A 13,418-nucleotide genomic window follows, 5' to 3' on the forward strand; every position below is an offset into this window, starting at 1 on the left:
GCCGGATCGGCCTCCGGTGGCCAGTACTTCGTTACCTTACCTAATCTTTAACGTTTTCTTGACGCGTTCGAGTGTTCGTACGAGCGCAACGCATTTGGAGGCATCCCGATACCGCGTCCGAGTGGCTTCGGCGCTGCGCCTATGGTTGCTCCTGCACTCCCAGGACCACCCTGCCCCTCGAAGGACAGCGATGCCCGCCAATACAACCGCCTCTTCCGGCCCTTCCGACGCGAAGAAGCCCGGCAGGAAGAAGGGGCGACGTGCCCGCCTGCTCGTGATCGTCCTGGTGCTGGCGCTTGTCGCGGGTGTCGGGTACGGCGCGTACTGGTCCGTGTCCACCGTGCGGGCCTCGTACCCGCAGACGACCGGCTCGATCAAGCTCGACGGTCTCTCCGAGAGCGTCGAGGTCAAACGCGACAGTTACGGAATCCCGCAGATCTACGCGGACTCCGACGCCGATCTCTTCCGCGCCCAGGGCTTCGTCCAGGCGCAGGACCGCTTCTGGGAGATGGACGTCCGCCGTCATATGACGTCCGGCCGGCTCTCCGAGATGTTCGGCTCCGGACAGGTGGAGACCGATGCCTTCCTGCGCACGCTCGGCTGGCGGAAGGTCGCGCAGAAGGAGTACGACTCCCGCCTGGACGAGGACACCAAGAAGAACCTCCAGGCGTACGCGGAGGGCGTCAACGCGTATCTGAAGGGCAAGGACGGCAAGGACATCTCCGTCGAGTACGCGGCGCTGGGCCTGACCAACGACTACAAGCCGACCGAGTGGACCCCGGTCGACTCGGTGGCCTGGCTCAAGGCGATGGCCTGGGACCTGCGCGGCAACATGCAGGACGAGATCGACCGTTCGCTGTTGACCAGCAGGCTCGACGAGGACCAGATCAAGGACCTCTACCCGGCCTACCCGAAGAAGCACGAGCCGATCGTCGGCCAGGGCGCGGTCTCCTCGGTCACCGGCAAGTTCGACCCGGCGGCCCAGCCCTCGGACGGCATCGGCTCGGACACCGCGGCGGACGCCACGGAGGGGCTGAACACCCAGCTCTCCGCACTCTCCGACACCCTCGACAAGATCCCCGCGCTGCTCGGCCCGAACGGGAGCGGCATCGGGTCGAACTCCTGGGTCGTCTCCGGGAAGTACACGACGACCGACAAGCCGCTGCTGGCCAACGACCCGCACCTGGCGCCGATGCTGCCCTCGCTCTGGTACCAGATGGGGCTGCACTGCCGGGAGATCTCGAAGTCCTGCCAGTACGACACCGCGGGCTACACCTTCTCCGGCATGCCCGGTGTGATCATCGGTCACAACCAGGACATCGCCTGGGGCTTCACCAACCTCGGCGCGGACGTCACGGACCTCTTCCTGGAGAAGGTCTCCGGCGACGGCTACCAGTACGACGGCAAGGTGAAGCCGTTCACCACCCGCGAGGAGACCATCAAGGTCGCCGGTGGGCGGACCCGGCACATCACGGTGCGGGAGACCAACAACGGGCCACTCGTCTCCGACCGCAGCAAGGAGCTGGCGAAGGTCGGGCAGAAGGCCCCCGTCACCAACTCCGCACCCGACCGGGCGTCCGGTTACGCGGTCGCCCTGAAGTGGACCGCGCTGGAAGCCGGCAAGTCCATGGACGCAGTCTTCGAGCTCAACCGCGCCAAGGACTTCACGACCTTCCGGGCGGCGGCCGAGCACTTCGAGGTCCCCTCGCAGAACCTGATCTACGCGGACACCAAGGGCAACATCGGTTACCAGGCACCCGGCCGGATCCCGGTCCGTGTCCAGGGCGACGGCACGCTGCCGAGCCCCGGCTGGACCTCGGAGTACGGCTGGAAGAAGGACCCGATCCCGTTCGACGAGCTCCCCTACGAGTACAACCCGAAGCGCGGCTACATCGTCACCGCCAACCAGGCGGTCATCGACGAGAAGAAGTACCCCCACCTGCTCACCAAGGACTGGGGCTACGGCACCCGCAGTCAGCGGATCAACGACCTCATCGCGTCGAAGATCAAGGGCGGCGAGAAGATCTCGACCGACGACATGCAGAAGATGCAGATGGACAACACCAGTGAGATCGCCGCGCTGCTGGTGCCCGAGCTGCTGAAGATCAACGTCTCCGACAAGAGCGTGCGCGAGGCCCAGAAGCTGCTGGAGGGCTGGGACTACACCCAGGAGCCCGACTCGGCCGCCGCCGCGTACTTCAACGGGGTCTGGAGCAACATCCTCAGGCTGGCCTTCGGCAACAAGCTGCCCAAGGAGCTGCGGGCCAAGGGCGACTGCCTCAACGTCCGCCCGGCCGTCAGCACGGGCCCGGTGGACGAGCAGCACAAGCTCGTACGGGAATGCGGCCAGCGCGACCCGGACTCGGCACAGCCGGACGGCGGCGACCGCTGGTACCAGGTGGTCGAGAACATCGTGGACGACCAGGACAACGACTGGTGGAAGGTGCCCGCCAAGGGCCGCGACGAAGCGCTCGACAACCGCGACGACCTCTTCGGCCAGGCCATGGAGGACGCCCGCTGGGAGCTGACCGCCAAGCTCGGCAAGGACATCAGTACCTGGAGCTGGGGCCGGCTGCACCAGCTGACGCTGAAGAACCAGACCCTCGGTACCGAAGGCCCCGGACTTCTCCAGCGGGCCCTCAACCGGGGCCCCTGGAACCTCGGCGGCGGCGAGGCCGCGGTCAACGCCACCGGCTGGAACGCGGCGGGCGGCTACGAGGTCATCTGGGTGCCGTCGATGCGGATGGTCGTCAACGTGGGGGACTGGGACAAGTCCCGCTGGATCAACCTCTCCGGCGCCTCCGGGCACGCGTTCAGCGCGCACTACACCGATCAGACCGAGAAGTGGGTCAACGGCGAACTGCTCGACTGGTCCTTCCGGACGAACGCGGTCGGCCAGGCCACGGTCGACACGCTGACGCTCAAGCCGTAAGGGAGCGGGCGGAGCGGGGCGGGGGAGGCGCGCTGAAGCCGTCCCCCGCCGGGCTCACCGGCCCGGTCGGCCTGTGAACCGGCCCGGCCGGTCCGGTCGGGCCGTGAACCTGACCGGTCTGCCCGCTCGGCCCGTGAACCGGCCCGGTCGGCCCGCGAACCTGGCCGGTCTGCCCGGTCGGCCCGTGAAACGGCCCGACCGGCCCGGCGGCCCGCTCAGACGGTGAAGCGGCGCGTTCCGGCCGGGGTCACCACGGCGTCCACGGGGTGGTCGTGCGGTTCCCGCGGGACCTGCGCGACCACCTCGTCGTCGTACAGCAGGACGACCAGCGCCGGGTGTGCCCCGGCCGCCGACAGCCTGGCCAGCACCCGGTCGTAGCTCCCGCCGCCGCGGCCCAGCCGCATCCCGTCCGCGTCCACCGCGAGACCGGGCAGCAGGACCGCGTCGGCGTCGAGGACGGCGGCGGGCCCGAGACGGGCCCCGTCCGGCTCCAGCAGCCCACGCCCGGCCGGTACGAGACGCTCGGCACCTTCGTACGGCGCCCAGTCCAGATCGTTGTCCGCCAGGAGCACCGGAAGCAGCACCCGTACGCCCCGCGTGCGCAGCGCGTCCAACAGCGCACGGGTGCCCGGTTCGCGTCCTACGGAGACATACGCGGCGACCGTACGGGCCTCGGTCAGCTCGGGGAGGCGCAGTGCGGCGGAGGAGAGAACCGCGGCGGTGCGGGCGACGTCTTCCATGGTCAGGAGCCGTCGCGCGGCGAGTCGGTCGCCCCGCAGGGACGCCTTTCCGGACTTGTCAGTGTTCAACGGTGACTCGCCTGATTCTCGTATGGGCATATTTAAGGCCAAAGTTAACCGAAGGATCATCTTCCGCCCATGCGCACCAGTTATCGTTCTGCGCATGAATCAGCCGTCCCCCAGGATCAGCAAAGCCGTCATTCCGGCAGCAGGTCTTGGCACCCGTTTCCTTCCGGCGACCAAGGCCACTCCCAAGGAGATGCTGCCTGTTGTCGACAAGCCCGCGATCCAGTATGTCGTCGAGGAGGCCGTGGCCGCGGGCCTCTCCGACGTGCTGATGATCACCGGGCGCAACAAGCGTCCGCTCGAAGACCATTTCGACCGCAACTACGAGCTGGAGTCCGCGCTCACCCGCAAGGGAGACGCCGAACGGCTGTCCAAGGTCCAGGAGTCCAGCGACCTGGCCACCATGCACTACGTGCGTCAGGGCGACCCGCGCGGCCTGGGACACGCCGTGCTGTGTGCGGCGCCGCACGTCGGGGACCAGCCGTTCGCGGTGCTGCTCGGCGACGACCTGATCGACCCGCGCGATCCGCTGCTGGCCCGGATGGTGGAGATCCAGGAGCGTGAGGGCGGCAGCGTCATCGCGCTGATGGAGGTCGACCCGGCGCAGATCCATCAGTACGGCTGCGCCGCCGCGGTCGCCACCGCCGACGGCGACGTCGTGCGCATCACCGACCTGGTGGAGAAGCCGGACCCGGCCGACGCGCCCAGCAATCTGGCGATCATCGGCCGGTATGTCCTGGACCCCGCGATCTTCGACATACTGCGCCACACCGAGCCGGGCCGCGGCGGCGAGATCCAGCTCACCGACGCGCTCCAGCTGCTCGCCGCCGACGAGAAGATCGGCGGGCCCGTGCACGGCGTCGTCTTCAAGGGCCGCAGGTATGACACCGGTGACCGCGGCGACTATCTGCGTGCCATTGTCAGACTCGCGTGCGAACGTGAAGATCTGGGCCCGGACTTCCGGACCTGGCTCCGCAGATACGTCACCGAGGAGATGTAGCACCTTGAGCAGCACGATCTGGTCGGTGGACGAGCACCTGGACGACATTCTCGGCGCGGTGAGGCCCCTCGAACCCATCGAGTTGCAGCTGCCCGACGCGCAGGGCTGCGTCCTCGTCAAGGACGTCGTCGTGGAGGTCGCGCTGCCGCCCTTCGACAACAGCTCGATGGACGGTTACGCGGTCCGGGTGGCCGATGTCGAGGGCGCCAGCGAGGAGTTCCCGGCGGTCCTCACGGTCATCGGCGATGTCGCGGCGGGCAGCGCCGGACTGACCGGCGATCAGGTCGTGGGGCCGGGGCAGGCCGCCCGCATCATGACCGGCGCACCGTTGCCCGCGGGCGCCGAGGCCGTCATCCCCGTCGAGTGGACCGACGGCGGCACGGGCGAAGGCCCGGCCGCCAGCATGCGCGCCCACAGCGACGCGCCCGAGGGCGCGAGCGGCGAGGTCCACGTCCACCGGCCGGTCGAGGCCCGTGCCCACGTCCGGGCCCGGGGCAGCGACGTCCGGCCGGGGGATCTGGCCCTGCGCGCCGGTTCGATCGTCGGCCCGGCGCAGATCGGGCTGCTCGCCGCGATCGGCTGCGCGACCGTGGTCGTACGGCCCCGCCCGCGGGTCGTCGTCCTGTCCACCGGCAGCGAACTGGTGCAGCCGGGCGAGACGTTGACCGGCGGCCAGATCTACGACTCCAACAGCTTCGCGCTGACGGCCGCCGCCCGGGACGCCGGGGCCATCGCCTACCGGGTCGGGGCGGTGGCCGACGACGCGGAGACGCTGCGGGCCACGATCGAGGACCAGCTGATCCGGGCCGACATCGTGGTCACCACGGGGGGCGTCAGCGTCGGCGCCTACGACGTGGTCAAGGAGGCCCTGTCCTCCGTCGGCGACGAGGACGAGCCGGGCAGCGGCATCGACTTCCGGACGCTCGCCATGCAGCCGGGCAAGCCGCAGGGCTTCGGCTCGATCGGCCCGGACCACACTCCGCTGCTGGCCCTGCCGGGCAACCCGGTCTCCAGCTATGTCTCCTTCGAACTGTTCGTACGGCCCGCGATCCGCGCGCTGATGGGCCTGAAGGATGTCCACCGCCCCACGGCACGGGCCACGCTGAAGGCCGACAAGGCGCTCTCCTCACCGGCCGGCCGCCGTCAGTTCCTGCGCGGTACGTACGACGCCGAGGAGGGCACCGTCACCCCCGTCGGCGGTTCCGGATCGCATCTGATCGCCGCCCTCGCCCAGGCCGACGCGCTGATCGTGCTGCCCGAGGACGTCACCTCCGCCGAGCCCGGCACGGATACCGAGGTGATCCTGCTCCGCTGATCGCCGCCCGGTGGCGGTACGGTGTCTGCCGCTGTGCCTTCCGGGGGACACCCCCCGGACCCCCGGCCCGCACCCCGGTGCGGACCTGGCGGGCCACCGGCGCCCTACCGCTAGGCGGAGTTAGTTGAGTACGCAGAACAGGCTGACGCACATCGACGAGGCGGGCGCGGCCCGCATGGTCGATGTGTCGGACAAGGACGTCACCACGCGCGTCGCCCGGGCCAGCGGCCGGGTCCTCGTCTCGCCGCGCGTCATCGAACTGCTCCGCGGCGAGGGAGTCCCCAAGGGCGACGCCCTCGCGACGGCCAGGATCGCCGGGATCATGGGAGCCAAGCGCACCCCGGACCTGATCCCCCTCTGCCACCCGCTCGCCGTCTCCGGCGTGAAGGTCGATCTGAACGTCGCCGACGACGCGGTGGAGATCCTGGCCACCGTGAAGACCACGGACCGTACGGGTGTGGAGATGGAGGCACTGACCGCAGTCTCGGTCGCCGCGCTCACCGTGATCGACATGGTCAAGGCGGTGGACAAGAGCGCGGTGATCACCGACGTGCGGGTCGAGGCGAAGTCGGGCGGCAAGTCCGGCGGCTACCGGCGCTCCGCGCCGGAGGGAGCGGGCGCATGACGGCGTCCGCCACACCTCCGCCCGGCGCCACACCTCCGCCCGAACCGACACCTCCGCCCGGAGCGGCCCCTTCGCCCGCAGCGGCCCCTTCGCCCGGCGCCACGGAGCCCCCGCCCGGCGGCGCCCCGGTGACCCCGTACGCCGCGCTCGTCGTGACCGCGTCCAACCGCGCGGCGGCCGGTGTCTACGCGGACAAGGGCGGCCCGCTCATCGCGGAGGCGCTCACCGGCCTGGGCTTCGCCGTCGACGGTCCACAAGTGGTCCCCGACGGCGACCCGGTCGAGGAGGCCCTGCGGGCCGGGGCCGCGGCCGGGTACGACGTGATCATCACGACCGGCGGTACGGGCATCTCGCCCACCGACCGGACCCCCGAGGCCACCCGCCGCGTCCTCGACCACGAGATCCCGGGCATTCCCGAGGCGATCCGGGCCGAGGGCCGCGACAAGGTACCCACCGCGGCGCTCTCCCGCGGCGTCGCGGGCGTCGCGGGCGGCACCCTGATCGTCAACCTGCCGGGTTCCACCGGCGGGGTGCGCGACGGACTCGCGGTGCTGAGCCGCCTGCTGGTGCACGCCGTCGACCAGCTGCGCGGCGGCGATCACCCCCGACCGGGGAGCCCGAGCTGAACGCTTCGACCTGGCCGGTGATCCTGACCGACGGCGAGATCGTCCTCCGCCCGATCAAGCTGCGCGACCAGCGGATGTGGCGCGAGGTCAACCGGCGAAACCGCGATTGGCTGCGCCCCTGGGAGGCGACCGTCCCGCCGCCCGCCCCCGGTGGTCCGATGGCGCAGCGCCCCACCTATCGGCAGATGGTCCGGCATCTGCGCTCCGAGGCGAACGCGGGCCGGATGCTGCCCTTCGCCATCGAGTACGAGGGCCGGCTCGTCGGCCAGCTGACGGTGGCGGGGATCACCTGGGGCTCGATGTGTTCCGGCCACGTCGGCTACTGGGTCGACCAGAGCGTGGCGGGCCGCGGTGTGATGCCCACGGCCGTCGCACTCGCCGTCGACCACTGCTTCCGCACGGTCGGTCTGCACCGTATCGAGGTGTGCATTCGTCCAGAGAACAGGCCCAGCCGAAGGGTCGTGGAGAAACTCGGATTCCGCGCGGAAGGGCTGCGGCCGCGCTATCTCCACATCGACGGGGCGTGGCGGGACCACCTGATCTTCGCCCTGACGGCCGAGGAAGTGCCTGAAGGGTTGCTCCGGCGCTGGCGTCGGGCGTGGCCGAGAACACCTCATGGATCCGATGAAATGAAATAAGTGTTCGAATTTGATCGAGGTGTGACCGTTAACGACTTCACAAACACCACTCGTTGATCTAAACAATCACAAAAAAAGTCCGTGACATCAGCCGGATCGTGCGACACACCGATCCAATTGGCGGATACCTCCGCGCAAACCCCTCTACGGTGTGAGCGTGAGCAGCAGCGGCCTGATCTACGCAGTCATCGTCGGGGCCTGGGCCGCCTACTTGGTGCCGATGTGGCTCCGCAGGCAGGACGAGCTCAACGAAGCCCGTCCGACGGAACGCTTCAGTACCGCCATCCGGCTGCTGTCCGGACGGGCGGCCATGGAGCGCCGGTACGCCAAGGAGCTGCGGGAGCGCACCGCCGAGGAGGCGGGGCCCGACGTCGACCCGGACGCGGAAACGGACCGAATGGAATCCGTGGACGTCCGGGCCTTCGCCGCGCCTCCGGCGCATACCGAAGCCCGGATGTACGATCCGGCGCACGCTCCCGATCGCTCGCCCGGCCGTCCGGCGACGGACCGGCAGGCGTCCGAGCGGCAGGCGCACGAACGCCACGCGCCCGACCACCACGCATCCGGCCACGTATCCGACCACCAGGCGCCCGAGCGGCACGTCTCCGAGCGTCAGGCGAAGGACCGTCCCGAGTCGGGGCGCCCGCCCCAGCAGCGCGCGCGCACCAGCAGTGCCGACGCCGAGCGGGCGCGGCGGGCCCAGCGCTCGCAGGTCCTGGCCCGCCGCAGACGTACCACCGTCGTCCTGTTCCTGGCCTTCACCCTCGGCGCGGTCGTCGCGGCGGTCGGCGGCCTCCGCTTCCTGTGGGCGCCCGCCGTGCCCGCCGTGCTGCTCAGCACGTACATCGTGCATCTGCGCTCCCAGGAGCGACGCCGGTTCGCCTTCACCATGGACCGACGCCGGGCCGAGGTCGCGGCGCAGCGGCTGCGCGAGAACCGCCCGCGCAGGCATCAGCCCTCGGCGCCGGCCCCCGCAGAGCCCGACGAGGAGCCCGAAGCGCACCACCCCCAGCCGGAACCCGCACCCACGGTCTCCCCGCAGGAGGCCGGGCGCCGCGCCCTCGTCGAGCAGACGGACCACGCGGAGTGGGTGGACCAGCAGCGCGAACGCGGACGGGTCCAGGGCGACAGCTGGGAGCCCGTCCCGGTCCCGCTCCCCACCTACGTCACCGCCCCGGTGGCCCCACGCGCCACGGGCGGCGTGGAGGTCGGAGACCCGGAGACGTGGAGCGCGGCCCGCTCCAGCACGGCCGAACCCACCCAGACGGGCACCTCGCACCCCACCGTCCCCCCGGTGGACCCGGCACCCCGCCAGCGCACGAACCAGTCCCGCCGCACCCGCGACCGGGGCAGGACCCCCCTCTTCGACCAGTACGACGACGAGGACCGGCCCCGTGCCGCCAACGAGTGAGACGCCTCGGATCCCGACTCGGCTGACCAGCGGGGAACGGATTTCCAAGCACCCCGGTGGGGGTGCTAAAGTTTCACTCGTTGCAAGGGCCTGTGGCGCAGTCTGGTAGCGCACCTCGTTCGCATCGAGGGGGTCTGGGGTTCAAATCCCCACAGGTCCACATTGCACGGCTGTTCCTGAGTTAGCTCAGGAACGGTCACGAAATCCCGTCCGATCGTTCAGATCGGGCGGGATTTTGTCATTCCCGGGGCCCCGGGTTCTGAGACCGGGTCCGGACCGGGGGTCCGGCGGCGTACCTCTCAAGTGGCTTGCTCCGTGGGCCGGGTACTGCGGTTGTCCGATGCGTAAGTCCTCATCCGGGCCGATGCCCTGCGGCACGGGTGTTGAAAAGGTGGCTCCGGCAAGTACGTGTCTGTCAGACCGAGGGGAAGATCCGTGTCACGTCGTTCGTCCTGTGCCGTTGTCGCAGCACTCTGCCTGGCGTTGGCCGCGCCGACCGCTTCCGCAGCTTCCACTTCCGACGCTTCCGTTTCCGCTTCCGCTGTTTCGGCCTCGCGGCCCGGTGCGGATGCCCGGCAACTCGCCCTGGAGGCGCTGACCGGCGCCAACGCGGTGTCCGCCATCGCCGAGGTGCGTGACGGCAGCGGGGTGTGGCGGGGGACCACGGGGGTGTCCGATCTGGTGAGGGAGGCGCCCGTGCGGGGTGACGGCCGGTTCCGGATAGGCAGCGTCACCAAGATGTTCGTCGCCGCCACCACACTCCAACTGGTAGGCGAGCACCGGCTCGGCCTGGAGGACTCCGTGGAGAGCCACTTGCCGGGACTGGTCCCCGGCGGGCAGGACATCACGGTCCGTCAGCTGCTCAACCATCGCACCGGCCTGTTCGACGTCATCAACGAGTCCACCGAGATCTTTCCCGCCCCCGACGACCCGGACGGCTTCCGGAACTGGATCGCGCAGGGCGGGCTGAACCGTACGTTCACCGCGCGCGAGCTGGTGACCAAATCCGTCGCGCACCCGCCCCACTTCGAACCGGGTACGAAATGGGCGTACTCCAACACCAACTTCAGCATTCTCGGCCTGATCATCGAAGAGGTCACCGGACACTCCTACGCGCAGGAGATCCAGCGGCGGATCCTGCGCCCGCTCGGGATGACGAAGACCAGCCTGCCCGGCAGCTCCGCCGAGATCCCCGGCCGGCACGCCCACGGGTACTGGACCACCGTCGACGGCATCGGCACCCCGGACGTCGTCAAGACCGATGTCGACGTCACCCGTCACAACGCCTCGTGGGCGGGCTCCGGCGGCGAGATGATCTCCACCACCGACGATCTGGTCCGCTTCGAGAAGGCTCTGCTGCGCGGGAAGCTGCTGCGGCCCGAGCAGCAGCGCGAGATGACCACGATGCTCCGGACCGATCCGGACTCCGACCGGCTGGAGTACGGCATGGGCCTGGCCCGCACACCCCTGTCCTGCACCACGGTGACCGGGCACTCCGGCGCGGTCCTCGGCTACGGCACCCACCTCTGGGGCACGGCCGACCGGCAGGTCGCCCTGTCCTACACCCCGCGCGGTGACGCCGAGGAGCAGACGGCACAGAGCAAGGCGGTCGGCGCGTTCCTCGAAGCCGCCTTCTGCGGATCCCGCTGATCCCGGACTGTCAGTGCCGGGTGCCAGACTCGCGCGTATGACAGATGACGTGCGGCTCAGGGATGTCGAGGAAGCCGACCTGGAAGCGTTCCTCGCGTACGAACACGATGCCGAGGCCGTGCGCCGATCGGCGTTCGCTCCCCGCGAGCGGGAGGCGTTCATGACCCACTGGGTCACGAAGGTGCTCGGGGATCCCACCGTTCTCGTACAGACCGTCACCGTGGACGGCGAACCGGCCGGGAACGTCGTGGCCTGGTGGGACGGGCACCGTCGCTTCATCGGGTACTGGTTCGGAGCCCGTTACTGGGGCCGAGGCATCGGAACCGAAGCGCTGACCCGGTTCCTGGAACGGGAGACGAACCGCCCGCTCTTCGCGGACCCCGTCGCCGGGAACACCGGCTCGGTCCGGCTGTTGGAGAAATGCGGCTTCCGGCGCGTCGAGACGGTACGCGACGGTGAGCACGAGCACATCGTGCTCGTGCTCGACGGCGCCTCCTGACCGGGGTGCGAGCGGTCCGGTGCCCCGGGCGCTGTCCGGCTCTGGCATGATCCGGGCGATGACCCGGATCCCGGACTGTGTCGTGTGTGGTGGAACGGTCGCCCCTGACGGGCGCTGCTGGCATTGCGGGGCGGCGCAGCCCGCCTTCCGCTCGCATATGGAGCTCACGGCGGACGACGGCGCGGCAGGGGTCAGCGACCGGGGCAGGCGGCGCGAGATCAACGCCGACGCCATGGCACTGACCAGGGAGGGCGGCTGGACGGTCGGTGTCGTCTGTGACGGAGTGTCCATGTCTCCCCGGTCCGAGCGGGCCGCTCAGGTCGCCGCCGAGGTCGGCGCGCGCGCGATCGTGGAGGGGCTGGCCGCGGGCGTGGTGCCGGAAGTCGCGCTCGGTGAGGCCGCCGCCCGCGCCGGGCGCGCGGTCGCGGCCCTCGCGGCGTCGGTGGATGCCGCACCGGCGTGTACGTACGTCGCGGGCATCGTCGGCCCCGAGGGCATCTGGAGCGCGTGGATCGGCGACAGTCGTGCCTACTGGCTGCCGGACCGGGGGCCGGGCAAGCGGCTGACCGAGGACGACACCGGCGAGCACGACGCTCTCGCCGCCTGGCTGGGGGCGGACGCCGACGAACCCGTGGCCCGCGTCCGTGGCTACCGGCCGCGGGAGCCGGGCCGCCTGCTGCTCTGCACGGACGGCCTGACCCGCTGTCTGCCCGACCCCGAAGGGCTGCGGGCGGTGCTCTCCCGTCGGCGTACCGGGCCCTTGGTCGGCAGCGGACTCCTCGACGGCGCACGCGCGTTGGTCGGGCACGCTCTCGATGCCGGTGGGCACGACAACATCACCGCGCTGCTCATCCCCGTCCCGGCCGACGGTGTCTGAGCCGCTCCGCGAGTTCTTGGGCCGTTGGGCCGTTGGGTCCTTGAGTCCTTGAGTCCTTCGGGGGCGAGGGCCCGGACGGGCTCCGCACGCCCTCGCCTACGCTGGTGCGGCTCACCCGTGTTCCCGGTGCCCGTGGTCGTGGGGCACCTCACAGCAGGGCGAGCCCATCCCGCCCGCGATCCCCGCACGGAGGAGCGTCCTGTGACCGCCGACCTGCCCCACCCCCGGATCGACACCGGCAAGCCGCACCCGGCGCGCGTCTACGACTGGCTCCTGGGCGGCAAGGACAACTATCCCGTGGACCAGGAAGTGGGCGAGAGGCTGCCCGCCGAGGCACGGGCCAACGCGGCGCGGAATAGGGCCTTCATGCACCGGGCCGCCGGCTGGCTGGCGCACCAGGGCGTCGACCAGTTCCTCGACATCGGCACCGGCATCCCCACCTCGCCGAACCTGCACCAGATCGTCCAGGCCATCACGCCCTCGGCGCGGATCGTCTACGCCGACAACGACCCCATCGTCCTGCGCCACGCCGAGGCCCTGCTGATCAGCAGCCCCGAAGGTGCCACCGACTACATCCACGCGGACGTCCGCCAGCCCGGGGCGATCCTCGAACGCGCCCGTGAGCTGCTGGACTTCGACCGGCCCGTCGCCCTGTCGCTGATCGCGCTCATGCATTTCCTCCCGGACGAGGAGGACCCGTACCGCATCACCCGTACGCTCGTCGGCGCCCTGCCCCCGGGCAGCTTCCTGGTGTTCTCGCACGGCACCGCCGACCAGCACCCGGAACTGCGTCAGGAGACGGAGAGGGCGTACCGCAAGGGGGCCATCGCCCTGCGGATGCGTACCCGCGCCGAGGTCGAGCCGTTCTTCGAGGGACTGGATCTCGTCGCGCCGGGACTGGTGCCCGCCGCCGAGTGGTATCAGGAGGAGCCCGCGCCGGAGAAGGAGCGCAGCGGGTTCTACGTGGGTGTCGCGCGCGTGCGCTGAACCGCGGGCGCCATGACCGGGAGTGCGGGACCGCGGCAGCGGGGAATGGGGA

Annotated in this window: 12 protein-coding genes and 1 tRNA gene; 12 read left to right on the forward strand and 1 reads right to left on the reverse strand. The window is 70.4% G+C overall.

Features of this window, described 5'->3' with window-relative positions; translation table 11 throughout:
• Positions 1–190: 190 nt before the first annotated feature.
• Positions 191–2,932 (forward strand): penicillin acylase family protein, encoded by a 2,742-nt coding sequence (locus tag OG413_RS14620; RefSeq protein ID WP_266805772.1) that lies wholly within the window; start codon positions 191–193, stop codon positions 2,930–2,932.
• A 215-nt stretch (positions 2,933–3,147) separates the two neighbouring features.
• Here the strand turns inward: OG413_RS14620 and OG413_RS14625 are convergent, their stop codons facing one another.
• Positions 3,148–3,741 (reverse strand): 5-formyltetrahydrofolate cyclo-ligase, encoded by a 594-nt coding sequence (locus tag OG413_RS14625; RefSeq protein WP_266805774.1) that lies wholly within the window; start codon positions 3,739–3,741, stop codon positions 3,148–3,150.
• Between the two features lie 94 nt (positions 3,742–3,835).
• On the opposite strand from OG413_RS14625, the gene galU reads away from it, so the two are divergent.
• The 11 genes from galU to OG413_RS14680 all read left to right on the forward strand — a co-directional run bounded on the left by galU (position 3,836) and on the right by OG413_RS14680 (position 13,366).
• Positions 3,836–4,738 carry a UTP--glucose-1-phosphate uridylyltransferase GalU gene (galU, locus tag OG413_RS14630; RefSeq protein WP_266805776.1) on the forward strand — a complete coding sequence of 301 codons (903 nt, stop codon included), beginning with the start codon at positions 3,836–3,838 and terminating at the stop codon, positions 4,736–4,738.
• A gap of 4 nt (positions 4,739–4,742) precedes the next feature.
• A complete protein-coding gene (gene glp, locus OG413_RS14635) occupies positions 4,743–6,053 on the forward strand; it encodes a gephyrin-like molybdotransferase Glp (RefSeq protein ID WP_266805777.1) in 1,311 nt (436 codons plus the stop codon).
• Between the two features lie 124 nt (positions 6,054–6,177).
• Entirely contained in the window at positions 6,178–6,678 is a 501-nt protein-coding gene (gene moaC, locus OG413_RS14640; protein ID WP_266805779.1) for a cyclic pyranopterin monophosphate synthase MoaC, read from the forward strand.
• A gap of 128 nt (positions 6,679–6,806) precedes the next feature.
• A complete protein-coding gene (locus OG413_RS14645) occupies positions 6,807–7,304 on the forward strand; it encodes a molybdenum cofactor biosynthesis protein B (RefSeq protein ID WP_266810149.1) in 498 nt (165 codons plus the stop codon).
• Positions 7,305–7,321: 17 nt separating this feature from the next.
• Complete coding sequence (locus OG413_RS14650) at positions 7,322–7,942, forward strand: GNAT family N-acetyltransferase (RefSeq protein WP_266805781.1); 621 nt, start codon at positions 7,322–7,324, stop codon at positions 7,940–7,942.
• Positions 7,943–8,099: 157 nt separating this feature from the next.
• Positions 8,100–9,353, forward strand: coding sequence for a gephyrin-like molybdotransferase receptor GlpR (gene glpR / locus OG413_RS14655; RefSeq protein ID WP_266805783.1), 1,254 nt, complete (start codon positions 8,100–8,102; stop codon positions 9,351–9,353).
• Positions 9,354–9,439: 86 nt separating this feature from the next.
• Positions 9,440–9,513 (forward strand) — tRNA-Ala (locus OG413_RS14660).
• Between the two features lie 275 nt (positions 9,514–9,788).
• Positions 9,789–11,003: a serine hydrolase gene (locus OG413_RS14665; protein ID WP_266805785.1), complete on the forward strand. Its 1,215-nt coding sequence runs from the start codon at positions 9,789–9,791 to the stop codon at positions 11,001–11,003.
• A gap of 37 nt (positions 11,004–11,040) precedes the next feature.
• Positions 11,041–11,502 carry a GNAT family N-acetyltransferase gene (locus tag OG413_RS14670; RefSeq protein ID WP_266805786.1) on the forward strand — a complete coding sequence of 154 codons (462 nt, stop codon included), beginning with the start codon at positions 11,041–11,043 and terminating at the stop codon, positions 11,500–11,502.
• 58 nt (positions 11,503–11,560) lie between these two features.
• Positions 11,561–12,379 (forward strand): PP2C family serine/threonine-protein phosphatase, encoded by an 819-nt coding sequence (locus OG413_RS14675; protein ID WP_266805787.1) that lies wholly within the window; start codon positions 11,561–11,563, stop codon positions 12,377–12,379.
• Positions 12,380–12,580: 201 nt separating this feature from the next.
• A complete protein-coding gene (locus OG413_RS14680; protein ID WP_266805789.1) occupies positions 12,581–13,366 on the forward strand; it encodes an SAM-dependent methyltransferase in 786 nt (261 codons plus the stop codon).
• Positions 13,367–13,418 lie beyond the last annotated feature (52 nt).

The organism is Streptomyces sp. NBC_01433, assembly GCF_026340105.1.
GTDB lineage: Bacteria > Actinomycetota > Actinomycetes > Streptomycetales > Streptomycetaceae > Streptomyces.

Bases quoted from the DNA above. Each gene is read 5' to 3' on its own strand.
- OG413_RS14620 (WP_266805772.1), top strand. From the start codon at position 191: ATGCCCGCCAATACAACCGCCTCTTCCGGCCCTTCCGACGCGAAGAAG.
- galU (WP_266805776.1), top strand. From the start codon at position 3,836: ATGAATCAGCCGTCCCCCAGGATCAGCAAAGCCGTCATTCCGGCAGCA.
- OG413_RS14670 (WP_266805786.1), top strand. From the start codon at position 11,041: ATGACAGATGACGTGCGGCTCAGGGATGTCGAGGAAGCCGACCTGGAA.
- OG413_RS14675 (WP_266805787.1), top strand. From the start codon at position 11,561: ATGACCCGGATCCCGGACTGTGTCGTGTGTGGTGGAACGGTCGCCCCT.